The sequence below is a fragment of the Bacillus sp. AFS023182 genome (genome assembly GCF_002560575.1).
Classification (GTDB): Bacteria; Bacillota; Bacilli; order Bacillales; family Bacillaceae_G; genus Bacillus_A; species Bacillus_A arachidis.
On record NZ_NTRO01000053.1, the window covers coordinates 52,811 to 77,183 of the forward strand.

Annotated in this window: 21 protein-coding genes, 3 pseudogenes, 1 riboswitch and 1 other annotated feature; of the genes and pseudogenes, 15 read left to right on the plus strand and 9 right to left on the minus strand. The window is 34.2% G+C overall.

Annotation, left to right across the window (positions count from 1 at the left end):
* Nucleotides 1–3: 3 nt before the first annotated feature.
* Nucleotides 4–1,233 carry an aminopeptidase gene (locus CN288_RS20795; RefSeq protein ID WP_026590977.1) on the minus strand — a complete coding sequence of 410 codons (1,230 nt, stop codon included), beginning with the start codon at nt 1,231–1,233 and terminating at the stop codon, nt 4–6.
* A gap of 120 nt (nt 1,234–1,353) precedes the next feature.
* Here CN288_RS20795 and CN288_RS20800 point away from each other — a divergent pair.
* A pseudogene (locus CN288_RS20800) lies at nt 1,354–1,611 on the plus strand (Pr6Pr family membrane protein); the annotation flags it as partial.
* Nucleotides 1,612–1,684: 73 nt separating this feature from the next.
* On the opposite strand, the gene CN288_RS20805 reads toward CN288_RS20800, so the two are convergent.
* Nucleotides 1,685–2,017: a YqzG/YhdC family protein gene (locus CN288_RS20805; RefSeq protein ID WP_026590976.1), complete on the minus strand. Its 333-nt coding sequence runs from the start codon at nt 2,015–2,017 to the stop codon at nt 1,685–1,687.
* Between the two features lie 144 nt (nt 2,018–2,161).
* Between CN288_RS20805 and sleB the strand changes: the two genes are divergently transcribed.
* Genes sleB through CN288_RS20820 form a run of 3 tightly spaced genes read left to right on the plus strand, consistent with a single transcriptional unit; the run spans nt 2,162 to nt 4,899 of the window.
* Nucleotides 2,162–2,920, plus strand: coding sequence for a spore cortex-lytic enzyme (sleB, locus tag CN288_RS20810; RefSeq protein WP_026590975.1), 759 nt, complete (start codon nt 2,162–2,164; stop codon nt 2,918–2,920).
* 15 nt (nt 2,921–2,935) lie between these two features.
* Nucleotides 2,936–4,276: a germination protein YpeB gene (gene ypeB, locus CN288_RS20815; RefSeq protein WP_098303026.1), complete on the plus strand. Its 1,341-nt coding sequence runs from the start codon at nt 2,936–2,938 to the stop codon at nt 4,274–4,276.
* Between the two features lie 26 nt (nt 4,277–4,302).
* On the plus strand, nt 4,303–4,899 hold the full coding sequence (locus tag CN288_RS20820) for a YhcN/YlaJ family sporulation lipoprotein (RefSeq protein ID WP_026590973.1): 597 nt from the start codon (nt 4,303–4,305) through the stop codon (nt 4,897–4,899).
* A 222-nt stretch (nt 4,900–5,121) separates the two neighbouring features.
* Here the strand turns inward: CN288_RS20820 and CN288_RS20825 are convergent, their stop codons facing one another.
* A complete protein-coding gene (locus tag CN288_RS20825) occupies nt 5,122–5,526 on the minus strand; it encodes a hypothetical protein (protein WP_090689621.1) in 405 nt (134 codons plus the stop codon).
* Nucleotides 5,527–5,759: 233 nt separating this feature from the next.
* On the opposite strand from CN288_RS20825, the gene CN288_RS20830 reads away from it, so the two are divergent.
* The 7 genes from CN288_RS20830 to CN288_RS20860 all read left to right on the plus strand — a co-directional run bounded on the left by CN288_RS20830 (nt 5,760) and on the right by CN288_RS20860 (nt 12,272).
* Nucleotides 5,760–6,929, plus strand: a complete 1,170-nt coding sequence (locus CN288_RS20830) for a ParM/StbA family protein (RefSeq protein WP_026590971.1) — start codon at nt 5,760–5,762, stop codon at nt 6,927–6,929.
* An 11-nt stretch (nt 6,930–6,940) separates the two neighbouring features.
* Complete coding sequence (locus tag CN288_RS20835; protein ID WP_098303027.1) at nt 6,941–7,276, plus strand: hypothetical protein; 336 nt, start codon at nt 6,941–6,943, stop codon at nt 7,274–7,276.
* A 324-nt stretch (nt 7,277–7,600) separates the two neighbouring features.
* The gene (locus CN288_RS20840; protein ID WP_026590969.1) at nt 7,601–8,449 is read left to right on the plus strand and encodes a HesA/MoeB/ThiF family protein; all 849 of its coding nucleotides are present in this window, start codon (nt 7,601–7,603) and stop codon (nt 8,447–8,449) included.
* A gap of 12 nt (nt 8,450–8,461) precedes the next feature.
* Complete coding sequence (locus CN288_RS20845; protein ID WP_098303028.1) at nt 8,462–9,328, plus strand: HesA/MoeB/ThiF family protein; 867 nt, start codon at nt 8,462–8,464, stop codon at nt 9,326–9,328.
* Between the two features lie 15 nt (nt 9,329–9,343).
* Nucleotides 9,344–9,781, plus strand: a complete 438-nt coding sequence (locus CN288_RS20850; protein WP_026590967.1) for a DUF441 family protein — start codon at nt 9,344–9,346, stop codon at nt 9,779–9,781.
* Between the two features lie 14 nt (nt 9,782–9,795).
* A complete protein-coding gene (locus CN288_RS20855; protein WP_098303029.1) occupies nt 9,796–10,860 on the plus strand; it encodes an alpha/beta fold hydrolase in 1,065 nt (354 codons plus the stop codon).
* The gene (locus CN288_RS20860) at nt 10,857–12,272 is read left to right on the plus strand and encodes a homocitrate synthase/isopropylmalate synthase family protein (RefSeq protein ID WP_026590965.1); all 1,416 of its coding nucleotides are present in this window, start codon (nt 10,857–10,859) and stop codon (nt 12,270–12,272) included. Before CN288_RS20855 ends, CN288_RS20860 begins: the two co-directional genes overlap by 4 nt.
* A gap of 518 nt (nt 12,273–12,790) precedes the next feature.
* Here CN288_RS20860 and CN288_RS20865 read toward each other — a convergent pair.
* Nucleotides 12,791–13,816 (minus strand): GH25 family lysozyme, encoded by a 1,026-nt coding sequence (locus CN288_RS20865; RefSeq protein WP_026590964.1) that lies wholly within the window; start codon nt 13,814–13,816, stop codon nt 12,791–12,793.
* A gap of 124 nt (nt 13,817–13,940) precedes the next feature.
* Between CN288_RS20865 and CN288_RS20870 the strand changes: the two are divergent.
* Nucleotides 13,941–14,483 (plus strand): annotated as a pseudogene (locus CN288_RS20870) (transposase); the annotation flags it as partial.
* Nucleotides 14,484–14,647: 164 nt separating this feature from the next.
* On the opposite strand, the pseudogene CN288_RS20875 reads toward CN288_RS20870, so the two are convergent.
* Nucleotides 14,648–15,572, minus strand: a pseudogene (locus CN288_RS20875) (SMP-30/gluconolactonase/LRE family protein).
* Between the two features lie 128 nt (nt 15,573–15,700).
* Nucleotides 15,701–15,957 (plus strand) — a binding site (T-box leader).
* A gap of 85 nt (nt 15,958–16,042) precedes the next feature.
* Between CN288_RS20875 and lysS the strand changes: the two are divergent.
* Entirely contained in the window at nt 16,043–17,602 is a 1,560-nt protein-coding gene (gene lysS / locus CN288_RS20880; protein ID WP_090689602.1) for a lysine--tRNA ligase, read from the plus strand.
* Nucleotides 17,603–17,866: 264 nt separating this feature from the next.
* Here lysS and CN288_RS20885 read toward each other — a convergent pair whose 3' ends face one another.
* From CN288_RS20885 to CN288_RS20900, 4 genes are all read right to left on the minus strand, one after another.
* Entirely contained in the window at nt 17,867–18,505 is a 639-nt protein-coding gene (locus CN288_RS20885; RefSeq protein WP_098303030.1) for a class I SAM-dependent methyltransferase, read from the minus strand.
* 189 nt (nt 18,506–18,694) lie between these two features.
* Nucleotides 18,695–19,300, minus strand: coding sequence for a response regulator transcription factor (locus CN288_RS20890; protein WP_098303031.1), 606 nt, complete (start codon nt 19,298–19,300; stop codon nt 18,695–18,697).
* Nucleotides 19,301–19,334: 34 nt separating this feature from the next.
* Nucleotides 19,335–20,453, minus strand: coding sequence for a sensor histidine kinase (locus tag CN288_RS20895; RefSeq protein ID WP_098303032.1), 1,119 nt, complete (start codon nt 20,451–20,453; stop codon nt 19,335–19,337).
* Between the two features lie 124 nt (nt 20,454–20,577).
* Nucleotides 20,578–21,720: a DUF418 domain-containing protein gene (locus CN288_RS20900; RefSeq protein ID WP_098303033.1), complete on the minus strand. Its 1,143-nt coding sequence runs from the start codon at nt 21,718–21,720 to the stop codon at nt 20,578–20,580.
* A gap of 485 nt (nt 21,721–22,205) precedes the next feature.
* Here CN288_RS20900 and CN288_RS20910 point away from each other — a divergent pair, with 485 nt between their 5' ends.
* Nucleotides 22,206–23,231, plus strand: a complete 1,026-nt coding sequence (locus CN288_RS20910; RefSeq protein ID WP_098303034.1) for a homoserine dehydrogenase — start codon at nt 22,206–22,208, stop codon at nt 23,229–23,231.
* Nucleotides 23,232–23,384: 153 nt separating this feature from the next.
* Complete coding sequence (locus tag CN288_RS20915) at nt 23,385–24,104, plus strand: MBL fold metallo-hydrolase (protein WP_090689589.1); 720 nt, start codon at nt 23,385–23,387, stop codon at nt 24,102–24,104.
* Between the two features lie 99 nt (nt 24,105–24,203).
* Nucleotides 24,204–24,312: riboswitch (TPP riboswitch) on the plus strand.
* Nucleotides 24,313–24,373: the final 61 nt, after the last annotated feature.

Genomic DNA, 24,373 nt, shown 5'->3' on the forward strand with positions numbered 1-24,373 from the left:
TTATTAAAACGCCCAGTTTCCTTTACAGAAAATTGGTTCATGTGTGCCATCTGCTGTAATGCCGTCAATATTAAGTTTGGCAGAACCAATCATAAAGTCTTCGTGTATAATACTAGAGTTTGCCCCATTTTCTGCAAGTTCTTCTTTTGTCATTGTCTTACCACCGATTAAGTTAGTTGCATGGGCATGCCCAATTGCTAAATGGCAAGATGCATTTTCATCAAATAACATATTATAGAATAAAATATTTGTATTAGAAATTGGTGAATCATGAGGTACTAATGCAACCTCTCCTAAGAAATGAGAACCCTCATCTGTCTCAACTAAATGTTTTAATGCTTCTTCACCAATATCAGCTTTATATTCTACAATGCGTCCATTTTCAAATGTAAGTGTAAAGTTATCGATAATGTTACCTGCAAATGCTAATGGTTTTGTACTTGATACTTGCCCATTTACACCTGTTTTTAATGGCAATGTAAATACTTCTTCTGTTGGAATGTTAGCCATAAATGGTACATTTTTTTCATTTAAGCTACTAGCTCCAGCCCATACATGTTTTTCTGGAAGTTCAATTGTTAAATCTGTTCCAGGACCTGTATAATGAAGCGCCTTATAATGTTTTTCATTTAAATAATCTACTTTTTTATGTAATGTTTCATCATGTTTTTTCCATGATTCCACAGGATTCTCTAGATTTGCACGAGTTGCTTGGAAAATTGCATCCCATAGCTTCTCTTCTTGCTTTTCTAATGTAACATCAGGGAACACCTTTGCTGCCCATTCTTTCGTAGGAACAGAGATCACGCACCAACTTACTTTATCTGCTTGTAAATAACCGCGGTATACTTCCATTGCTTCTCCAGCAACCTTATGAGAACTTGCAATTCGCTTTGCATCTACACCTTTTAATAGATCTGGATTCTCTGCATAGATAGACATAAATGCAGCGCCTTCTTTTGCAAGCTCTTCACGTGCATGCGCCTTCCAAGCAGGGAATTCTGAGAATGCTTCTTCAGGAGCTAAGTCAAATTTTAAACGTGTTAATACTTCATCGTTCCAATCTACATATACATGCTTTGCGCCTGATTTATATGCTTTTTCTGTAACAAGGCGGACAAATGGAGCTGCCTCAAGTGGCGCATTAATAGATAATATTTGTCCAGGCTGAATATTAACACCGACATTTACTGCAAGAGTAGCATACTTTTCTAATGTTTGTTCAAATGACATAGGTATAATCTCCTTTGTGTGAAAGAATTTATTATAAACATAATACACAAAATATTCAAAAATACGACCTGTAATCTCTAATCTTACAAAAATGTAAGATTTCTGGTTAGCTTGATGGGCATGGCTCTAAATCCCCAAACGAAAGAAATTAAATGGCAACATGCGGTAAGTTGGCTATTATTTCCGCTATTATATGTAATTTATAGTTTAATACGAGGAGCTCTTATTAATTGGCACTCATATTCGTTCTTGGATCCAAGAATAAATGGTTACGGAAGTGTCTTTTTATATAGTGTAGGAATCGGGATCGCAATTGGATTCATTTGTGTACTTGTAAAAACCCTAGGAAATCGATCTTTAAGATTCCAAAAAATTTAATATGTCTATTCTAAAAGTAAAAACCCCTCTGTNNACAGAGGGGTTTTTACTTTTGATTGAAAGCCAATGCATGTTATCTACTGGTTTTCTGAAATATAATCTTCAAAAATTTCTCTGTTTTTGTATCAAACTCTACATCAACAAAAACGCCATATTCCTTTCCATCTTCACGCAGCCATAATTTAAATTTTTCTGTTGTTACATTTACTGTCTTTGGTTTTCTTCCAATATGAAGGTAATCAATAATTTGCGCTTTTGGATATTTTTCTTTCGTTTTTTCTACCGCAAGTTTACCCCATTTTGCATATGGTGGTTGAGCGTGAACAACTGATGAGTGCATATATATATTGCAATATGTTGTAGCAAATACAATTCCTAATACGAAACATGTAAAAATACGCTTCATAATAAACTCCTTTTAGCCGTTTTTCTTATTGTGTACATGCTGTCTAAATCATATAAGTTTGGATTTTTTGTCTTCATTACATAAAAGAGTTTTATTTACAAAACATAACCATGAAATCATCACTGCAAATAAGGAGGGAATTATATGCGTTCTACCGCAATTTTTAAAATACTGATTTTATTTGTATTAATCGGTATATCTGTAATTGTAAGTAGTGGGCAAACAAGAAATGTGCAAGCTTTTTCTAATCAAGTAATTCAAAGAGGTGCCTCTGGAGAAGATGTCATTGAATTACAGTCGCGATTAAAATCTAACGGGTTTTATAAAGGAAAAGTAGATGGTGTGTTTGGCTGGGGTACATATTGGGCACTACGAAATTTCCAGCAAAAGTTTGGTTTACCTGTAGATGGCTTAGCGGGAGCGAAGACGAAGCAAATGCTTGCGAAAGCAACAAAGTACGAGAAATCGACTGCTAATAAAGGAAACACAGGTGGTGGACAAGGTAGCAAGCCAACTCAAAATAAAGGTACAAATGTGCCAAATGGTTACTCACAAAATGATATTCAATTAATGGCGAACGCAGTATATGGTGAATCTCGTGGTGAACCATATTTAGGACAAGTTGCAGTAGCGGCAGTTATTTTGAATCGTGTAACGAGTCCATCATTCCCAAATACAGTATCTGGGGTGATTTTTGAACCACGTGCCTTTACAGCAGTTGCTGATGGTCAAATTTATTTAACACCGAATGAAACTGCGAAAAAAGCTGTATTAGATGCGATTAATGGCTGGGATCCTACTGGAAATGCACTTTATTATTTCAATCCAGATACTGCAACGAGTAAATGGATTTGGAGTCGACCACAAATTAAAAAAATCGGCAAACATATTTTCTGTAAATAGAGTGGAGGTGAAGAAATGTTAAGAGGTATCATAATTGTATTGTTAACAATCGGCGTAGTTGGAACTGGGTATTGGGGCTATAAAGAACACCAAGAAAAGAATGCGGTTTTAATCCGGGCAGAAAACAGCTATCAGCGTGCTTTTCATGATCTAGCATATGAGGTTGATTTATTACACGATAAAATTGGAACAACACTCGCAATGAATTCGCGAACATCGTTATCACCGGCATTAGCTGATGTATGGCGTTTAACATCAGAAGCCCGTTCTGATGTAGGACAACTCCCTTTAACATTAATGCCGTTTAATAAAACAGAAGAATTTCTCGCGAATATTGGTGATTTTAGTTATCGTACTGCAATTCGTGATTTAGAGAAAGAGCCTTTAAACGATCAAGAATATAAAGCATTGCAAGGTTTATATTCTAATGCAGCTGATATTCAAGACGAACTTCGGAAAGTACAACATCTTGTCTTAAAAAATAATTTACGTTGGATGGATGTAGAACTTGCGCTTGCTTCAGATAAAGATCCAGCGGATAACACGATTATTGACGGGCTTAAGACGGTTGAGAAAAATGTAACATCCTATTCTTCAGATAATTTTGGTCCAACTTTCACAAGTATGCAAAAGGTGAAAAAAGGCGGCTTTGAAGCAACAGGCAAAGCGATTTCAAAAGATGAAGCGGCAAAAATTGCAAAATCATTTTTAAATTTAAAAGGCGATGAAAAAGTAGAAGTTGAGAAAAGTGGTAAAGGTGCGAAAGAATCATTTTATAGTGTAAAGATTCAAGATCCTAAAACAAAGAATGAATTTTATATGGATATTACCGAAAAAGGTGGATATCCAATATGGGTAATGAATAACCGTGAAATTAAGGAACAAAAAATCAGTTTACATGACGCAGGAAGTAAAGGATTAACCTTTTTAAAGGACCATAAGTTTACTAATATGGAGCTCTTCGATAGTTCACAATATGATAATATTGGTGTGTTTACGTACGTTGTGAATGAGAATGATGTGCGTATTTATCCAGAAGCGATTCAAATGAAAATTGCCTTAGATGATGGATCGATTGTTGGTTTTTCGGCAAAAGAATATTTAGCATCTCATCAAAAACGGACCATTCCAGCTGCAAAATTAACAGCTGCTGATGCGAGAAAGAAAATCAATCCAGATGTGAAAGTAATGGAAGAACGTAAAGCGATTATTGTGAATGCTACTCATAAAGAAGTTTTATGTTATGAGTTTGTTGGAACATTAGGAAAAGATACGTATCAAATTTTTATTAATGCAAATGACGGAACGGAAGAAAAAGTGAAAAAGATGCAGGCTGTAGAAAAAGTTTATGACTAAACATCAATGATAAAGTGGTGAAAATAATGAAAATTCTTATATACATGCTTATGATTTGTCTAGCTGTTACAGGATGTAGCATCGGGAAGCAAAATAATGCTCAAGAAAAACCAGAGCAAAAAAATATTTCCATGAGAAATGTTAATTATCAGGCAAATAATAATAAACCCAATGAAAAGGTTGCAGATCATTTAGCATCTTTAGCCTCTAGTATACCAGGGGTGAAAGATGCAACTGCGGTAGTTATAGGGAAATACGCTGTTGTTGGTATAGATGTAAAAGCGAAATTGGATCGCTCTCGCGTAGAGTCCATCAAATATTCTGTAGCTGAAAGCTTAAAACATGATCCAAATGGTGCAAATGCAGTTGTTGTGGCTGATATTGATACGTATGAACGATTAAAGCAAATGGGGAATCAAATTAAGCGTGGAAATACTGGCGAAGGAATTCTTGAAGAACTTGCTGCAATTGTTGGACGTGTTATGCCACAAGTACCAAATGATTTGATAGAAAATAAGGAAACAAATCCGATTAAAGCTAATGATAAACAATTACCGAAGGATGAAGAAAATGAATTAAGAAAAGAACAAGAGGATCAATCGAATAATCATCTGAAAAGGTAAGAAACACCCCGTGTTATAGGAACACGGGGTGTTTTTGTTGATTGTTAATATTCAGCTTATTGAAAGCGGAATATATGATGTAATAATATTTAAGAGGGGGATAGTTGCAATTATGAAAAAGAAAATCGTATGTATAGTTTATAGTCATAGTCTTTGCTTAAGCTTAATCGTTGGCTGTGAACAAAAGAAAGAAGAAAAAACGCCTTCTCTTTTTATTTACATTTATTGATATCGTTTTGAAACAATAAATTCTACTAGTGGAATAACAATGAATGAAGAACAAAGTGCAATAAATAAAGGGAGATTTTGAATATTATCAAGTGAATATAAGGTCGAAAATCCTTCTGAATAAATCAATAAAATAAACATAATAATGACTAATACAAAATATCCAATTTTGAAACTTTTATATGTAATTTGTTGTCCCATTTCATCTTGACTTTCTTTTGAAACGCCGTTTGGATCGCCCCATGTAATATGATTGATTAAATAACTAAGTATTAAAGAAGCTCCCCAAATCGTTCCTCCTAAAATCGCTCCCTCAGTTATATATTTATATGTACCATGTATGAATACCCCAAGCAATGATAGTACAGAAATTAGAAAAATAAACTTCTTCTGATTCAATATAGTCCCTCCTTACTCACTAACTGTAAAAAACTCTTTACAAATTAATAGTATAAAATTGGTAGAGGATAATGTCAAATACATTTTACACAAAGATGGAATTTATGGTGATTCTTTATATTATAATTTAGTAATGTATTAGAAGCTAAAAAAAGATTTCACTCTAATTTGAATGTAAAAGTTAATGTTCGCATATATTTGGAAGGGATGTCAGATAAAATCAGGGGGTATATATGTCCACACTGTTAAAAGCTGGTGCAGATGCTGGAAATAACGGATTGAAACTAATGGTGAAAGGGCAACAGCCGATTTATATTCCAAGTATTTATTCACTATATATTGGGGAGCCTACAGGTTTATTAGACGAAGAGGATGTACCGATTTCTGAAATTGAAAAACATATTGATGTAACAATTTGTTCCCCATCCCTTATGTTAAACAACGTGCGTTATATTGTGGGGCAGAAAGTGATTAATGATCAGCTAAAAGGAACAGAGATTGAGAAAAAATCTGATAAATCTACAGATGAATTAATGGTATTAACGATTTTATCAGGTTTAGCAATTAGTGCTATGCGTCATAGTCCCAAATTGGATCATATTAATATTCGTTACGATTTATCAGTTGCTCTTCCGATGCAAATTATTACACAAGAAATTGCATCGGAAAACGCTAACCGTTATATGGGAAATCATAAAGTTATTTTTCATTATCCGAACGGAAGAGATGTAACGGTAAATGTCTCCATTGAGTTTTGCAAATGTTTACCTGAAGGTGCATCTGGTACTTGGGGGATTATATACGATGAAGATGGAAATGTCTTAAAACATAAAGTGGAAGGTGAAAAAAGTTCAACGACTGAGATAGATTTCGTTGACAAAACATTATTATCATTTGATATAGGAGCGGGGACAACCGAAGAAGTCGTTTCGTTTGGAGTGAATTTTAGACCGCAATTAAGTAAAGGGCTGTCATACGGTGTGAAAGAAACCTTATTACAAATAATTACGAGATGGAATCGGAAGTATCCAACAAAAACAATAGATAGTATTACAGAGTTCAATCAAATTTATTTATATGAGAAACACCCAAGGCATGCACTATTAGTAGCAGAATCCCAACAAGCACTTCTAGGCTTAGCTGCACGGGTTGCGACAGATATTATTAATAAAATTGATGATATGAAAGATGATCCATATGTATTTATCTATGGTGGAGGCGCGGTTATCATTAAAAATAGTTTGGAACTTATTTTAAAACAAAAAGGCCGTTTAAAAAATGTGATATTTGTAGATAATCCTCTTTTTACAAATGCACGCGGATTACTAGTTTATACATGTTCACCGCGATATAGAGAACATAAACAAAAAGAATTAGGATTTACAAACTTAACAATTAGTTAGCTGGTGTGAGTATGCGGTGTAAGAGGTATAAATGTGGCGATCGGGTAAAAGTATATTTAAATAAATCTGTATCTCCTGAGATGCTAGCTTGGATTAATAAGCAATCTGATATAACGAGATTTTTTTTATATGGCGCCGAGCAATTGTTTAAACAAGTAGGAGATATTGATGTATCTAAAACTTTACCAATTGATCATGTTTTTTTTACGTATGTTGAACCTACTTCTATGTTTAAAATCGAAGTAAATCCTTTAAGAAACGTAATCAGGAGAAAGAACAAAAATACCGAATGTGTAGAAAATACACCTTGGGAGTCAATTAATGAGTTGGATTGTCCATACTTTTAAAGTAAATCAAAATAGATTGCCCACCACTTTACATATGAAATTAGGGGTGGGCTTTTTTGTTGATTACAGTTTTGAACAATAAGGGGGTATAGCAACGATCCATTCTTTTGGGGTCACTAAAAATAGCCACAATCTGTTTTAGAAAAGATTGTGGCTATTTTTAATCTAATTTGCAACTTTTAATCGCAATAAGGGGTGAAAATTTTTAATTTTTTTTACAAATAACTCACAAAAGTAACATATTTTTATCTTACTTTATATATAAGGATTATTTGGTAAGTATTATTACTCAAAATAGTTACTACATATAAGGGAGACTACAAAATGGATATGGATTCATATTATTGGGAAATGGTCAAGAAGAATATTGGTGTATATTCTGAACAGGAACAAGAATGTCTTCGAAATAAGAAGGTCATTATTTTTGGATTAGGTGGGGTAGGAGGATATGAAGCAATTCTCTTCTCTCGGATGGGGGTTGGACATATTACTGGTGTTGATCCAGATGAATTTGAAGTCTCTAATATTAACAGACAAATGTTAGCGCTTTCTAGTGTTGTAGGTGAACCAAAAGCAAAAGTTGCAGAACAGGTAGTGAAAGATATACATCCCTATATATCAACAAACTTCTTACAAACAAAAGTAGATGAAGATAATGTAACCGAACTTATAAAAGGGCACGATATTGTAGTAGAAGCTGTTGATGATATGCCTTCAAGAGTTATTATTCATAGAACTGCTAGAGAATTAGGTATACCAAGTGTAGGGATGTCAGGTAGTCCTCCTACAAGAGGGTTTGTTTCTACATTCTTCCCAACAGGAGTTCCTTATGAAGAAGCATTGAATGTATCAATTGTAGGACATAAATTAACAAATCCAGAATTAAGACAACAAGTTGCGGATATAAAGAAAAGTCGTGCTTGGTATTCTGTAGAAAAAGGGGCACCAAAAAAGTGGGCACAAGATTTTTGTGATGGAAAAGTGGGATGGATCATTACACCAATGCGTGCTCATCTATTATCCCTATTTAGTTTTCATGAAGCAATACAAGTATTAACTGGTCGTGAACCTCTAGCTAGAGCCCCTAAAGGAATTGTTATTGATATGGATAGTCATATCCCTGTTCAAGTAAAAGAAGCCCCAAAGGATGGTTGGGATTATAAAACGCTGTAGGAGGAAAATAATATGTTAACCAAAAATAAAGATACGCAAAAGATGTATGAAGAAAGTTTCACGCGAAATATTGGTGTTATTTCTGTAGAAGAGCAAGAAAAATTAAAAAATGCTCGCGTTACTGTAGTTGGAGCAGGGGGGGTAGGAGGAATTACACTCATCCAACTGGCAAGAATGGGCGTAAGTTCTCTACATGTAATTGACCAAGATGTATTTGAAACAAGCAATATCAATCGACAAATGCTAAGTTCTATTAGTAGATTAGGAAAATCTAAAGCAGACGTCGCTTTAGAAGTTTTAAAGGACATTAATCCCTTATTACAAGTAGACGTAACAAAAGAATTTGTTACCGAAGAGAATGCGTTAGAGCTTCTGAAAAATACAGATCTCATTATAGATGCAACTGATAATTTAGTAGCGAGAGTCATTATCCATCGTACAGCCAGGATATTAGGGATTCCTTCTATATGGATTGCAGTTACACCTCCTTTTAGAGGTGGCGTGATGTCTTTAGCTCCTGACTCTGTGCCCTATGAAATTGCATTAGGATATCCATCTTATCAGCAAGAGCTAACACCAGAAATGAAAAATATAATTCATGAATTAAAAGATGGACGTGCTCTTCATTCTGTCAAGCATGGTGCGGATGAGAAATGGGCAAATAGTTACGTACAAAAAGATCTTCCATGGACTGTACTGTCTCCTGTTGCAAATATTGTAGGTATTCTAGCAAGCTTTGAAGCATTTAAATTTATAATAAATCGAGAAGATTTAAAACCTGTCATAAGTCCAAATCTAATACAAATTAATCTTTCCAATCAAAATATGGTACATGTATCTGCACCTGAAAATGATAGTTGGGATTATACAACATTATAGATGAGGTAAGAGAATATGCTTCCTTTTTTGTTACTTGGAATTATTGTTATACTTTCTCTGCTTGTAAAGGATTATGTGCTAGCTGGTGTAGCTTGTTTATTAGGCGTTTTACTTGCTGTTGGACAAAGAACTTTATTACATCTTATTCAACAATATTCTTTTCCAATTGGTATTTTCTTTCTCATGCTCTTCCTTTTAGTGCCAATTACATCTGGAAAGATTACAAGTGAAAGCGTAATAAAATTAATTACTTCTCCTATCGGCTTAGGTTCCATTCTAGCAGGTTTTACTGTGTCATACATAGGAGGAAAAGGAGTAGGAGTTTTAACTATGAACCCTACGATTTTGTTAGGTGTCTTAGTAGGGACTCTTGTTGCCGTATTATTTACAAAAGGGTTACCGGCAGGATTAATTATTGCTGCTGGAATAATAGCTATCGTTTCTATGAAATGAAAGGAACATTCTAAATGAAGATAAAATGGACACATATTAGTTTAGTAGGTTTATTTTTGATAATTCTTATGTCGGGTTGCTCTAATAGTACAGAAACTTCTCAAAACGCTCAAACTTCTAAAGTGGTAAAAGAAAAATTAGAAATTCAGCAAGGAGAAGAAAAATTACATTTACTTCATAAAAACTTAAATAATAAAAAACAGTATACATCCGATGAAGTAATCTTATTTTTAGAACCATTTAGTGTACCGACTGCTCAAGCATTTGATGTACCAAAATATTCGTGGATGGATGAGTATGCTAGAAAAGGGTATGATACTTGGGCTATGGATTTCAGAGGGTTTGGTCATTCTTCTCACCCTCAAGAAATGTCAGAACCTCCTTCCAAAAATCGCCCGGTTATTCATTTGAATGATGCGACAAAGGATCTAGAAACAATCGTAACTTGGATCAAAAAGAAGAGAAATGTGAAAAAAATTCATATCGTTGGATGGTCATATGGAGGCGTTGTTGCTGGTAATTATGCGATAACCCATCCTCAAGACATTAATAAAATCATTCTATACGGATATATGCATGGATTCGAGCTACCTATGATGACAAAACCTCTTGAAAATCCATTACAACCTAATCAATTTAATCCTGAGGCATCAGCCTATCAAATGGTGGACTTTGATAAAGGAATGCATCATTGGCATATGATGATGGGAAATAAAAAAATCGTTACAAATGAAGCGATGGATGCCGTAAAACAAGTATTTATCAATTCGGATCCTATGAGTGAGAAAAACAATCAAATGATCCGTCGACCAGTTGGTCCACTAGAAGATTTATATTCTATTTGGAATAATCGTCCTTTATATGATGTATCTAAGATTACTGCTCCAGTACTTGTCATTTATGGAGAAGATGATCTATTTGCAGATCGAAATATGATGTCAAAATTAACAGGCGCAAAACAAAAAAAAGAAGTTGTCATCCCTGATGCAACACACTGGGCTGTTTATGAAAAAAATCATTCCATCCTATTTGAACAAGTATTAAACTTTATAGAAATGAAAGAAGGAAAAAAGAAATGAACAAGCACATAACAATATTAGATGCAACTTTACGTGAAGGGGAACAACAATGTGGTGTTCGTTTTTCTAAGGAAGACAAAATTACACTACTTCATATGTTGGAAAATTTCGGAGTACCCCTTATTGAGGTTGGACATCCAGGCATTTCTAAAGAAGAAGAAGAAATTTGCAGAGAAGTTGCCGCCTCTGCAAAGCAAGCTGACATATTGATGCATGCTCGTGCGAAAAAAGAAGAAGTTCATGCGGTTTATCGTGCTGGGGCTGATTGGGTAGGAATTTGGGCGTCTATTAATCCTATTTCTTTACAAACAAAGTATACGAATCGATCAAAAGATTACGTTGTAAATCAAGTGAAACAAGCGATTGAAGAGGCTAAATCTTTAGGAATGAAAATCCGATTTACGATTGAAGATGCCTCACGAACCGCATGGGAGGATATCTGCCACCTTGGAGAAGTTGCTTATGAAGCTGGAGCAAATCGAATTAGTTTAGCAGACACTGTAGGAATTTGGGAGCCGAGTCATTGTGCGGAAATCGTGAAAAAGGCTGTTGAGGCATTCCCTTGTGAAATTGAAGTTCATCTTCATAATGATTTAGGGCTAGCAATGGCAAATGCTCTTGCTGCTATTGATGCCGGAGCATCTGTCATTGACGCGACTTTGTGTGGAATAGGTGAACGGGCCGGGATTGTTGATTTACTAAATTTATCAGTATTGTTATCTCAAAAATATAATCAATACTTTCAACTAAAAATGATTCCCGAATTAACCCAATCTCTTCAATTGGCAACGGGTTGTAAGGTAGATCATTGGAGACCGATTATTGGAAAAAATGTATTTACCCATACCGCACCATATCATAAAAAAGCTGTTAAGCAAAATTCTTCTGCCTATGAAGGTGTTCAACCTGAAATGATAGGAAGAGTACGGAGGATGCAACAAAAAAACATAGAAAGAAAAGGACCTCAGCTTTCAAAGTCTTTTCGAATTAGTAAACCATTTGTAAAGGGAGCATCTGAACTTTTATACCATCGCGATGGTCCAGGAGAACGTTGGGTACAGATGGATTATAGAACTGATGAACGTGCTTCATTTTATGTCATACAACGTGTATTTTATGACAACCATATGGATGAGAACTTAGCGGGACATGTAGATACTCACGCACATCATTGTGATAGTGCTTTTATTTTCTGGGGGAATAGAGTAGATGGTACAGGTCTTATATGTGAAGTGGAAATTGAAGAAGAATTACAAATCATTGAGAGTCCTGCATCTGTTTTTATTCCAGCAGGGTTAAAACATAGGTACAAGTACCTTTCAGGTACAGGAACGTATACAAACATTGTACTAGCGCCTAATTATAACTCTAGTTTATTAGAGGAAAACTCGTCAAAAGCATTCGTATATTGATTAAATATAGGACAGTTTTTTTATCTGTTACTGTTATGATGATGTTTTAGTAAACCATCTGACTGATAAGAATATAAACAGTCTCAATGTTCTTTATGTAAAAAAATAAAAACAGATCGTATTCAATATGTTCTTTGAATGCTATCTGTTTTTTTAATGGCTCCAAAAAGAAAGAATTGTTGCCGTACCCTATTGCTATCAAGTTAAGAAACATATTGTTCTTCAATACGAAAAAATGAGGATACCTCAAAATAATAGCTTGATGGACATGCGGCGATCCCCTAATAAACTATCCTAATAGTCCAGAAAGAATAAACTCTTTATGGGTAATTGAGCATCTTATTAAGGGAGCAAAAAATAATTGGATTTCAAGGTTAGAATCTATTTTTTATGACAGATGAATTATCAAGAGAAAATCTAGAAACTGATATCTTAGCAGAAGAAGGTGTAGAGTAAAAAGGAGAGAGGCAGCTGAGATGCACGTATCTCAGTTGCCCCTAGTAGAGGTTGTCCACTATTTAACAATCGGGACATGCAGAAAGTAATTGATAATCGATATAGCTAGGGTCATAGTAAATGAATTGGTTTCCACCTAAGTTTAGCCATCCATTTTGTTCGTAATATACTTTATAAGCTTCGTTATGATGTAATGTTCGAATCACATTGCCACTCATAGAAGGTTGATCTCGTAAATTTACATTATCGCCTGTAATTGTAGCAATCCCTATATAGTTACAGTAACAAATATAACTAGGATCATAAAAAACAAATTCATTCCCACCTAAGTTTAACCATCCATGTTGTTCGTAAAATACTTTATAGGACTCATTACGATGCAATGTTCCAATGACATTGCCACTCATAGAAGGTTGATCTCGTAAATTCACATTATCACCTGCGATAGTAGCAATTCCTATATAGGAGCTATTAGGTCCATTGTTGTTATTATTTCCGTTATCCAAATCCACATAGGATATATTGCAATCGACATTGCTATTAATGCCTTGTACACTTCCGGTATCTGTGTATTGCCAAATATCACATTCCATTCCTGCCCCTCTTGGATTATAACGTGCAACCCACAATAAAGTATCTTGTAAGCGTGAAACGTTTAGACTATTTTGAAAGAAATATAGATTGCTGTAAACGCCGGTATTTATATACCCTGCATTTTTCAATTCTGTTAAAAATGCATTCACAGCATCTGTTAATGTATCCGGATCTAAATTTGCATCATTAACTTCTACATCGACAAATACAGGTGCAGTTAATGTTACGCTCTGTAAATTTTTAATGAAGAAAGCAGCCTCTTGTCTTGCATCATTAACAGAGATTGCCCGAAAAAAGTGATAAGCTCCTGTAAGGATGCCAACACTATTTGCACCATTGATATTGTATTGAAAGGTTGGGTCGACAAAATTGGTGCCTTGCTCAGAACCTTCTGTTACCTTTGCAATCATAAAGTTTACTTGATTTGGATTATTCTTTACTTCGTTCCAATCAATATTTCCCTCATGGTGACTCACATCAATTCCAAATGGCATGATATAACACTCCTAATTTGTTTATTTAATTTTTTGAGGTATTATACTACTTTATATTCTCAGTCTATTAAATTGTTAATGGATGTGTATGGGTACTTATACCTTTTCTACTATTTGGGGTGATGTTTCAGACATGTTGTCCACTGTATATCCTGGTTCCGGTGGAAGTGGAAAAGCGTCTGATGTAAAGATCCAATTAGAATATGATTTATTAAGTGGCCAATTTCTGCATGTTCAGATTGCGCCTGGTAAACAAAACGATGTGAACTATGGAAGAGAAATTCAATCAACAGTAGATTTACAAGATCTATGTATTCGAGATTTAGGCTATTTTAGTTTATCTGATTTTGATGCTATCCAACAAAAGGAAACTTATTATCTTTCAAGATTAAAAATGAATACAAAGCTTTATCAAAAGAATGTAACCGCTATGTATTTTAAAAATGGCGTTTTAAAAAAGAACTCTCAATTTTTCAACATAGCTCTAGAAGAAATCATGCAACAATTACAACCCGGTGAATTATATGAGATTCTACTAGCTTATGTTGGTCGAGATTATAAATTTCCTGTCCGTGTTGTTATTTATAAACTAACGGCCGAATAAAAAGAACAACGCTTTAAAGCTCGAGCCTATAAAGAAAAAAAGAAACGTATTACCTATAGGGAATGAACAAAGAAGTTACAAGAAATTGTACCCTATAAAGGTTATCGTATTTGTTTTGAATTGAATGTACTTTCCATTACACATGATGTTGTATGATAATGATTTTTACTTTTATATGGAGTTCTTTCCATTCCTTATATGTATTCTTAAGTATATTTATCATCATTTCAGTGGGGAAATTTACTTCTATTGTCTGTTACTCGATTCATTTTTTTCTGTGATTTCTTATGATTAAACTGATAAGTAGGACAGCCTTTCACCTGTGTTTTTATTCGGAATACGCCACCAGCATATGGGTTGATTTGGATTCATTCTTGTTCGGGCAGTAGTAATGTATAATTCTGTTAAGTTAGATCCTCCAAATGTACATGAAGTTACATTGAGTGCTGGAACTGGCACTGTTAAAATCTTTTCACCAGTCATTGGATTCCATCTTGTGATTTTAGCGCCGCCCCAATGTGCAATCCATAAACAACCTTCTTCATCAATTGTCATACCATCAGGTAATCCTTCGTCATTAGGAATCCTAATGATATCAATTGGGTTACTAATTGTTCCAGTGTGTATATCATAATCAAAACGAGTGACTTTTTTAGTATGCGTGTCAATGAAGTAAAGATACCGATGGTCAGGTGACCAAGCTAAGCCGTTGGATGTATTTACATTATTTAATTGCTTTTTTACGCTAAAATCAGTATCTAAGAAATATAAAGAACCTGCTGTATTGACTCCATATAAATCGGTAGTGCCCGACCAAAATCGTCCGGCAGGATCACACTTTCCATCATTAAAGCGATTTTCCAGCAGATGAGGTTCTGGGTCATGAATGTGCTTCAGTTCCTCTGTTTCAAGATTAAGAGAATGAAAACCCTGCTTCATTGCTAATATCATCCCACCGGATGTATCTGAAACGACACACCCGATTTGTTGGTCAAATAAAATTTCGCGATTACTATTTGTAGCCGGGTTATATATAAATAACTTTTTTTCGAGAATATCAACCCAGTATAGTAGTTGTTTCTGTTCATCCCAACAAGGGCCTTCTCCTAAACTTGCTCGTGCATCGACAACTAATTCTAATTTTTCTAACAATGTATTTTTCTCCTTTCCAAAAAGCTAGCCTATATACATTCGTTGAAAGGGGGCATACACCCTTTGTCTCAGAAAAATTTGACAATAAAAGTGTAGTAAATTATTATATGTAAAAATAACTTATAACAAAAATAGCAATGAAGAGAAGAGTAGTTAAGAATGATTGCATACAGAGAACTCCGGTAGCTGAGAAGGAGGAGTAAGAATCTTAATGAAAAAAGACTTGGAGCTTCGCAAGGAACTAATTAATTTAGGGATGATGCGGCGGGTTCTCCCGTTATAGAGATAGGGTATAAGCGAATTGAGCCGTACCTGAAGAGATTAATATGGTGACATATTAATAAACTGAGGTGGTACCACGAAGTAAACAACTCTCGTTCTCAAGATGAATAATCTTGGGGGTGGGAGTTGTTTTATTTTGAAAAAGAAGGTAGAAAATAAATATTAAATTTCATAGGGGTGAATTGTACATGCATTGGGCTTATCAAATAGCACATGAACTGATTCGAAAATATCCAAATAAAGAAACATTTGTATGCGCATCTGGAATTAGTCCTTCCGGTTCTGTTCATATAGGTAATTTTCGAGAAATCATTACGACTTACTTTGTTGTAAAAGCACTTCAAGATTTAGGCAAAAAGACACGATTTATATTTTCATGGGATGATTATGACCGGTTTAGAAAAGTTCCGAAAAACATTGATCCATCATTTAAGAAGTATATAGGTATGCCATACTGTGATATTCCAGATCCATATGGTTGTCATAAATCGTATGCAGAGCATTTTGAAAAAGAATTTGAAAAATCGTTGGAGGCTTTTGGAATTGAAGTAGAGTTTATTTATCAACATGAAGAATATAGAACTGGGAGATATAATCAACATATACTACACTCATTAAAAAGAAGAAAAGAAATCTACGATATATTAATGAAATTTAAAACGAGCGAATCGTCCGAAGATGAGCGAAAAACTTTTTATCCAATTACACTATATTGTAAGCAATGCTGCAAAGATTCAACAAAAATAACAAATTTTGATGAAACATTGGAAACAATCCAATATGAATGTGAGTGTGGGAATCGCAACGTATTATCAATAATGCAAACGAGTCATATAAAATTAAATTGGAAAATTGATTGGCCGATGAGATGGATGATGGAAGATGTGATTTTTGAACCAGGAGGTAGAGATCATTCAGCTGAAACAGGTAGTTATAATGTTTCGAAGGAGATAGTTAGAAAAATCTTTCATTATGAGGCACCACATTATGTTGCCTATGATTTTATCGGAATAAAAGGTGACAATCAAAAAATGTCTAGTTCTGCTGGGAATATAATTACTCCAAGTGAGTTATTGAATGTGTATGTGCCAGAAGTCATTCTATTTATGTTTTCAAAATATAAACCAAATGCTACATTCCATATTGGTATGGATGAGGATGTACTTCGCAATTATACAGAGTATGAAAGGTACACGGAATGTTATCAAAATAAAATGTTAAATAATGAAGATTTATGTGGTGCATTGAAGCTTTCAAGAACGAATACTGAAAAAGCTAGACTACCAAAGTTTAATCAAGTAGCAGGTATCTTACCATTAGTGAATTTTGATAATCAAATTTTACAGGAAGTATTAGCAAAAACAGATGCAGACTATAGCTTGATTGACATCATGAAAATAAGTAACCGTGTAGAACACTGGATTCGAAATTTACAGCCTCAAAAAATGATTGAAGTGAACCAAGAGAAAGATTGGGATTTTTACGAATTATTAGAAGACATACAGAAAAAATGGGTCTTGGAAGTTTGTGAAATAGTTCGTACGAATGTAAATAATCTCAATTTAATGGAACATATTTATGCAATTTGTCAGAATGAAAATAAAAAGGTAATGAAAGAGAATCAAAAATTACTTTTTAAAATCATTTATAGACTTGTTCTCAATCAACCGAGTGGTCCGAGGATACCTTTACTTATACATGTAATAGGTGTTGAAAAAATGGTATCATTATTAGATTTTCAAGACTAAGTAGAATGGTAAATAGATCACAGTTAAAAAAAGAAGAAGAAGGGGAATCGAGTATTTTACAACAAGCTTGAACGTGAAAAAGAGTTAAATATTTTTTTAATAACATAACTAGAACATAAGGACTTGTATTTACGAACCCTTATGTTCTTAAGAATGTAACTGAAAGATTACTGCATTTTTGTAAAGATGTTATCGCGTATAGGTTTTTGGACATTCACCATCGGTTAGTTTATAAAACCAATATTTTTTAAATTGCTAAATACTTTATTTTATTAACTTTCCCATACAAACTATCCCATTAGATCGATTTCCATTCATTGTAGTATACTCTACTTTCTCATATGCTAGTTGTTTAAAATCCCTCATCCATTCCTTTACTCGCTCTTCACTATGATGACGCAAAATAGCTTCATCTGGTAATTCAAATACACCGTATATATCATACTTTTGATAGAATTGTTCGTATCGTTTTACATTACGATCATCTTGATTTAATAGAAAGTCATTAATATAAACCACTCCATTAGGTTTTAAGACTCTTTTAATTTCATCTAAAATTTCTTGTTGTTCCTCGTTACTATGAACACAAGTTAGTACTGCAAATAATAGTACAGAGTCAAAAAAGTTATCAGAAAATGCTAGTTTTTTATCTTCAACGACACTAAAATGAATACTTGTATCATCTAATTTTGCTCGTTTAATCATTTCTTCTGAGAAATCAACGCCATAAAGATTGGAAAAATGTGCTTTTCTTAACTGGCGTAATGTCCTTCCGTAGCCACATCCATAGTCTAAAATAGTAGCTCCTTGCTTTACATGTGTTTGAAATAAATCAAATCGAAAAGGGGTTGTAAATTGCTTTTCATGTGCGACCTCGTTCCAATATTGCTTTTGCTGTTTCATTGGTTATCCCATTCCTTTCTTGTAGTTTTCATTTGATTATAGTATTTGCACTAAGGAAAAAATAGACTTCAAAAACACTGAATTTTTTGATATAAGAAATAATATTTAAATTAACTAATAATAAACTTGTATTTTAAAAGGGAAGAAAAGGGATGTAATAGCATCCCTTTTTCTACACCGCATCTTACATCATATCCAACCTTTTTCATCAGCAATACGAATGGCTTGAAATCTTGATTCAGCTTCAAGTTTTTGAATGGAGGATGATAAATAATTTCTAACCGTTCCGTTTGTTAAATACAATGTTTTACCGATTTCTCTCGTTGTCATTCCGGTTTTAACCATACGGAGTATTTCTGCTTCACGGTCAGTTAGTGGGTTATCTTCTTTTAAAAACAGCGTAGCAGCTAGATCTGTACTTACTATACGTTCACCATTCATTACTTTATGAATCGCTTCAATAAGAAATTCAATTGGTTCGTCCTTTAGTAAATATGCTTCCACTTTTGCGTCCATCGCTTTTTGTAAGTATCCTGGACGAGCAAAAGTTGTAACAATCATTATTTTACAGGGATGTCCAATAGTTCTTAATTTGTCTGCGATTTCAAGTCCAGTAATGTCGGGGATCTCGATATCGAGAAGACACACATCGGGTCGATGTTTTGTAATAATGTTCCAAGCATCTAGCCCATTTGAAACATCTGCAATCACTTCAATGTCATCTTCTAGTTTTAATAGAGAAACGAGGGCTCCGCGAAGCATCTTTTGATCTTCCGCAATTACAATACGAATCATTTTACTGCCGCCTTTCTTGTATCGTTTTACAAGACTAATTTGATTTTACTAGGTTTGTTGAAATAGGTATCTTTAAAATTATCGTTGTGCCGTTGTTTCTTAATGTATGTATATCTACTGTGCCATGTATCATCTTCATTCGTTCCCGAATTGATTGAACTCCAAATCCAAGTGAATCATGTTGAAAGCCAATTCCATCATCGTGTATTTTTATTTGAAACCATTTTGTATCCATTTTTTGAACGATTGTACAATGGTTTGCTTGGCTATGCCTTAGAATATTTGTAATGGCCTCTCTTATAGAGAGGGCAACCATTGTTTCCGCAACATTTGTCAGCAAAGGTGCGTTTCCGGTTGCATGAATTGTGAATTGGATACCGGCTGTTCGTAATAACTCACGTAGGTGATTTAATTCACTTTCAATTGATATATATTTCATATCAGTAACAAGTTCACGTACTTGTTTTAATGCAAAACGTGATGTGTCTAAAATATCATTTAATTCCTGTTTCGCCTGTGTTGTGTCCTTTTCTATTAATCGTATTGTCAGTTCACTTTTCAGTTTAATCATTGTTAATGTTTGTCCGAGTGTATCATGAAGGTCTCTGGCAATGCGGTGTCTTTCTTCTTCTTGGATATATCTTTCAATTTGAGAGTTTGCGGCGCTTAGCTCTTTTTGTAAAGATTTTGCTTTTTCCCGGACGTGGATGACAAATGGCTGTATAAGTTGAAGAATAAAGACAAGAAGAAAAGAAGTTTTTAATATGGAAAAAGGCTGACCAAAGGTATACCAACTAACTAGAAAAAACATCATTGCGATGCCTGCTGTACCGATGCCGATATACAATTTAGATTGGGCTCTTCCTAATAAATTCCCGATGACAAAACCATACAAAAGTAGCCGTGATTCGATGAATATTGCAAGTAGTGCAAATAATACGCAGCTAAATAAACTAGAAAAGAGAAGGCGCCAATCTCTATACCACAATGCGAAGTAAAAAGACAACAAAACGAGCAGTAAAAGAACAATTTTTAAGAATAAGTTAATGGTTGTTTCTGCTCGAATTACATTGTAAATCAAAAGGACAATAAAAATAATATCTAAGTATAAGTACTTTTCAATTTGATCGTGGGGATAAATTTTTTTAAACATTTTACTACCCTCCTACTAAGATGGAATAAGACTTTATAATAAGTTCTATTTCATGGTAAAGTACACAAAATCTTAAAAAGAGCGATTCTTAGTGAGAATGGTGAAATCCCACTAAGAATCATTTTTACTTAATGAAACCAGATGTGTATCTTCGTGCGGCCTCCATTGGACCAAATTTAAATCTTGCTAGCCAAAATGTTGCGAAATACATTTCAAAGAAGCAGATACAAAGCCAAATAAAGACAATCGATAATGAGTTCATTTTCCCGCCAAGGCTAAAGCCCCAACCGTAAAAGAGAATGGAAGAAAGAATATTTTGAAGAACATAACAGCTAAGAGACATTTTCCCTACATTTTCAAGGTGCTGCCATAACCAAAAGTGTTCAAATCTTTCTATCATTTTAGCAATCAATGCAATATACAAAATAGAAAGGAAAGGTGCAAATAAATAGCGAGTTGGTAAATCAAAGATACCGCCTGGAATAAAGATTAACAGATTGAGAGGGACACCAATCATAATGCCGATATTAAGCATTTTTGTACGAATTCTTTTCCCGTTTTCATCAGGGGAGAAGGCGCCAGCGCGCATAAGACGTATTCCTAATAGGAAAAGGACAATATTCATTGGGATAACAAAAATTACTTCTAGTCGATTTGCGATAAAGTTTGTTAGGCGATAATGGATTTGTTCAAACCAAGTTCCATCACTATAAAGGGTTATAATTTCATTAGCGTTACCTAGCGAAATGTTACTTCCTATGAATTTTAAATACATAAATATAGCAAGAATGAAAAGCATAGCAGCCCCGTGAAAGATACCTAACATTTTCATAGCTCGATTAATCCATTTGTCACCAAGTTTAATAATAAAAGCAACAATTATTGCGGTTATGCCGTAACTCATTAAAATATCATATTCCATAACCAAGGTGAAATGAATGAAACCTTCTAATAAAAGTATAAAAGAAGTCCATAGGTAAACGCCAGGCCATGTATTGCCTTTGCGTAAAGATTGTTGGTATTTGAGTTCAAGTCCTATACCAAACATAATTGTTAATAAACCGAGAAGTTTTCCGTTCACAAAAAATAGAACGAGTAGACGAATGAAATCATTAACTGACATCCACCAAATTGCATGATCAAACGTAAAGATATAAGAAACATCCCCTAGATATGCAAAAATCCAAATGTTTGTACCAAGTGTTCCTAATACAGCAAAGCCCCTTAATATATCAAGCAAACGAATTCTTTTGTTGTTATTACTCATTATTCTCCTCTTTTCTTATGATTTTGTCATTATTGTATCTTCAAAAAGGAATATTTTGTATGCACTGGTGTCAGTTAAAGCAAATGACACCTGTCATATAGGAAAAGAAATGAAGTATTAAAATAGTCATGCAATGATTTCTTAAAAATAAGTAAGAAAAAATATGGTAGTATATGTTTACGTAGAGGTTATAAGAAAGAAATGAAAAAATGGTTAAAAAATCGTAACAAGCCTAAGTGCCTGTTCTTCCTCTGAAGAAAATAAACGGCCTACGAACGGCATGGTAATGATTGGGGACGAACAATTTACTTTACCTGTTTTTGAACGTTACAAAGATTTACCAAAATAACTGGATCCATATTTATATTGAAATGTAACAGCTCCTTCAAATTCTTTTGAGGGAGCTTTACTTCGTGAATCACAGCGTACTTTCAGAGTATAATGAAGTTAACTTTAAAAATAGCATAATAGCCTGAGGTGATAATATGAGGATAAATATAGTGATATCTGGATATGGAACTGTTGGAAAAGAGTTTGTAAGATTAGTATTTGAGAAAGCGTCATATATAAAAGAGATGTACAGCATAGAACTTGTTTGTACTGGAGTTATTGGAAGTACAGTCAATCTCTATAACGTCAACGGTTTACATATAAAAGAATTATTAACGTATGGTACAGGTTCTTATGCGTTGGGGAAATATCTCAGCCGCTATCCACTTGATAATAGTGAAAAAATTCCTGTTGGTCATGTATTAATAGAATCAACACCAACTAATTTTCAAACTGGTGAACCTGGAAGAACGTATATCGAAACAGCGATTGAAAACCATATGGATGTAGTAGCTATTTCGAAAGGAGCACTTGTTACCGCGTGGAAAGAAATAAAGGAAAAAGCAACACAAGCAAACGCAAGCATTCGTTACAGTGGGGCAACTGCAGCTGCACTCCCCACGTTAGATATTGGACAATTTAGTTTAGCTGGATGTCAAATTGAGAGTATGGAAGGTATTTTAAATGGGACGACAAATTATATTCTTACAAAGATGTACGAAGAAGATATAACATTTGAGGAAGCATTGTATCAAGCTCAGCAAAAAGGAATCGCTGAAACAAACTCATCATTAGACATAAGTGGAATGGATAGTGCTTGTAAACTCTTATTATTGGCAAATAGTCTGCTGCAAGCAGAGTGTTCATTAAATTCTATATCTATAAAAGGAATAGAGAGCATTACGAAACAAGATATACTGAAAGCAAAAGAACAAGGTAAATCTTTGAAACTAATTGGATCGGTATATAAAGATCATTCAGGAAATCTGAAACTTGAAGTATGCCCGCGTGAAATAGAGAAAGGACATCCATTGGCTTATGTAAATGGAACGGAAAAAGGAATTACTTTTCATACTGATACGATGGGGAAAGTTACTTCAATCGGGGGAGCCTCGAGTCCAAGAGGAGCAGCAGCGGCAGCTCTGAAAGACTTAATTAATTTGTATCGAAAAGATGTGTGATGGAAAAATCTAGTTTTAGATTAAAATTCATTGACAAATAAATATTTTTATGTTATTATTAATTATTTTACACTTGATTTAAAAACCTTAGCGTGATACATTTTAGTAAGTAAAATAACTTCACTAATTTATGTACCGAGGGGGACTTGTAATATGAAAATAGAAAACGGTCTAGCTGTGTTGAAATTAAAAATTCAAGAATTCGAATTAAATCCAACATTACTTTGGGATGGAAAAAAAGCTATATTAGTCGATACTGGTATGCCGGGCCAATTAGAAGCGATTTGCGATACGATGATTGGTATTGGAGTGCCTTTTGAACAATTACAAGCAGTGATTTTAACCCATCAAGATATAGACCATATTGGAAGTCTTCCTGAATTACAGCAGAAAGCAGATCATTTTATTGAAGTGTACGCCCATGAATTGGACAAACCTTACATTGAAGGACAGCTGCCCCTTATTAAAGGAGATCCAAATAAAATGAGTGAAGAGAAATGGGCGGCACTTCCAGATGTTGTGCAAGCACTATATAAAAATCCGCCGACAGCTAAAGTAAATTGGACATTAGAAGATGGACAAAGACTACCATTTTTAGAGGGTATCGAAGTGATTCATACTCCAGGACATACTCCAGGACATATCAGTTTATATAGTGAAAAATATAAAACATTAATTGTGGGTGACGCGATGGTATGCGTTGATGGAAACTTAAAAGGACCTGTTCCGCACACAACGCCAGACATGAAAAAAGCTACAGAATCACTTAGAAGATTTTTAGAATTTGATATAGAGACGGTAATTTGTTATCACGGTGGTATTTGTAATTCGAATGTGAAGGAGCAGATTGAGAGATTAGTAGAAGATAGATAACATTTGCGCACTTATATATTATAAGTGTTAAATTTATGAATCATATTTGATAGTATTCCAGAATATGTTATGATAAATATCGAGTTAAATAGTTTATATGTAATCCACTAGGGGTGCCTCTATACAGGCTGAGATCAAAAATATATTTTTGAGACCCTTAGGACCTGATCTGGGTAATACTGGCGTAGGGAAGTGGAAGTGACAGAAGAGGATATTTATTAAAATATTGATGATGTCCAAACCACTTTCTTTACGTGTGTAAAGAAAGT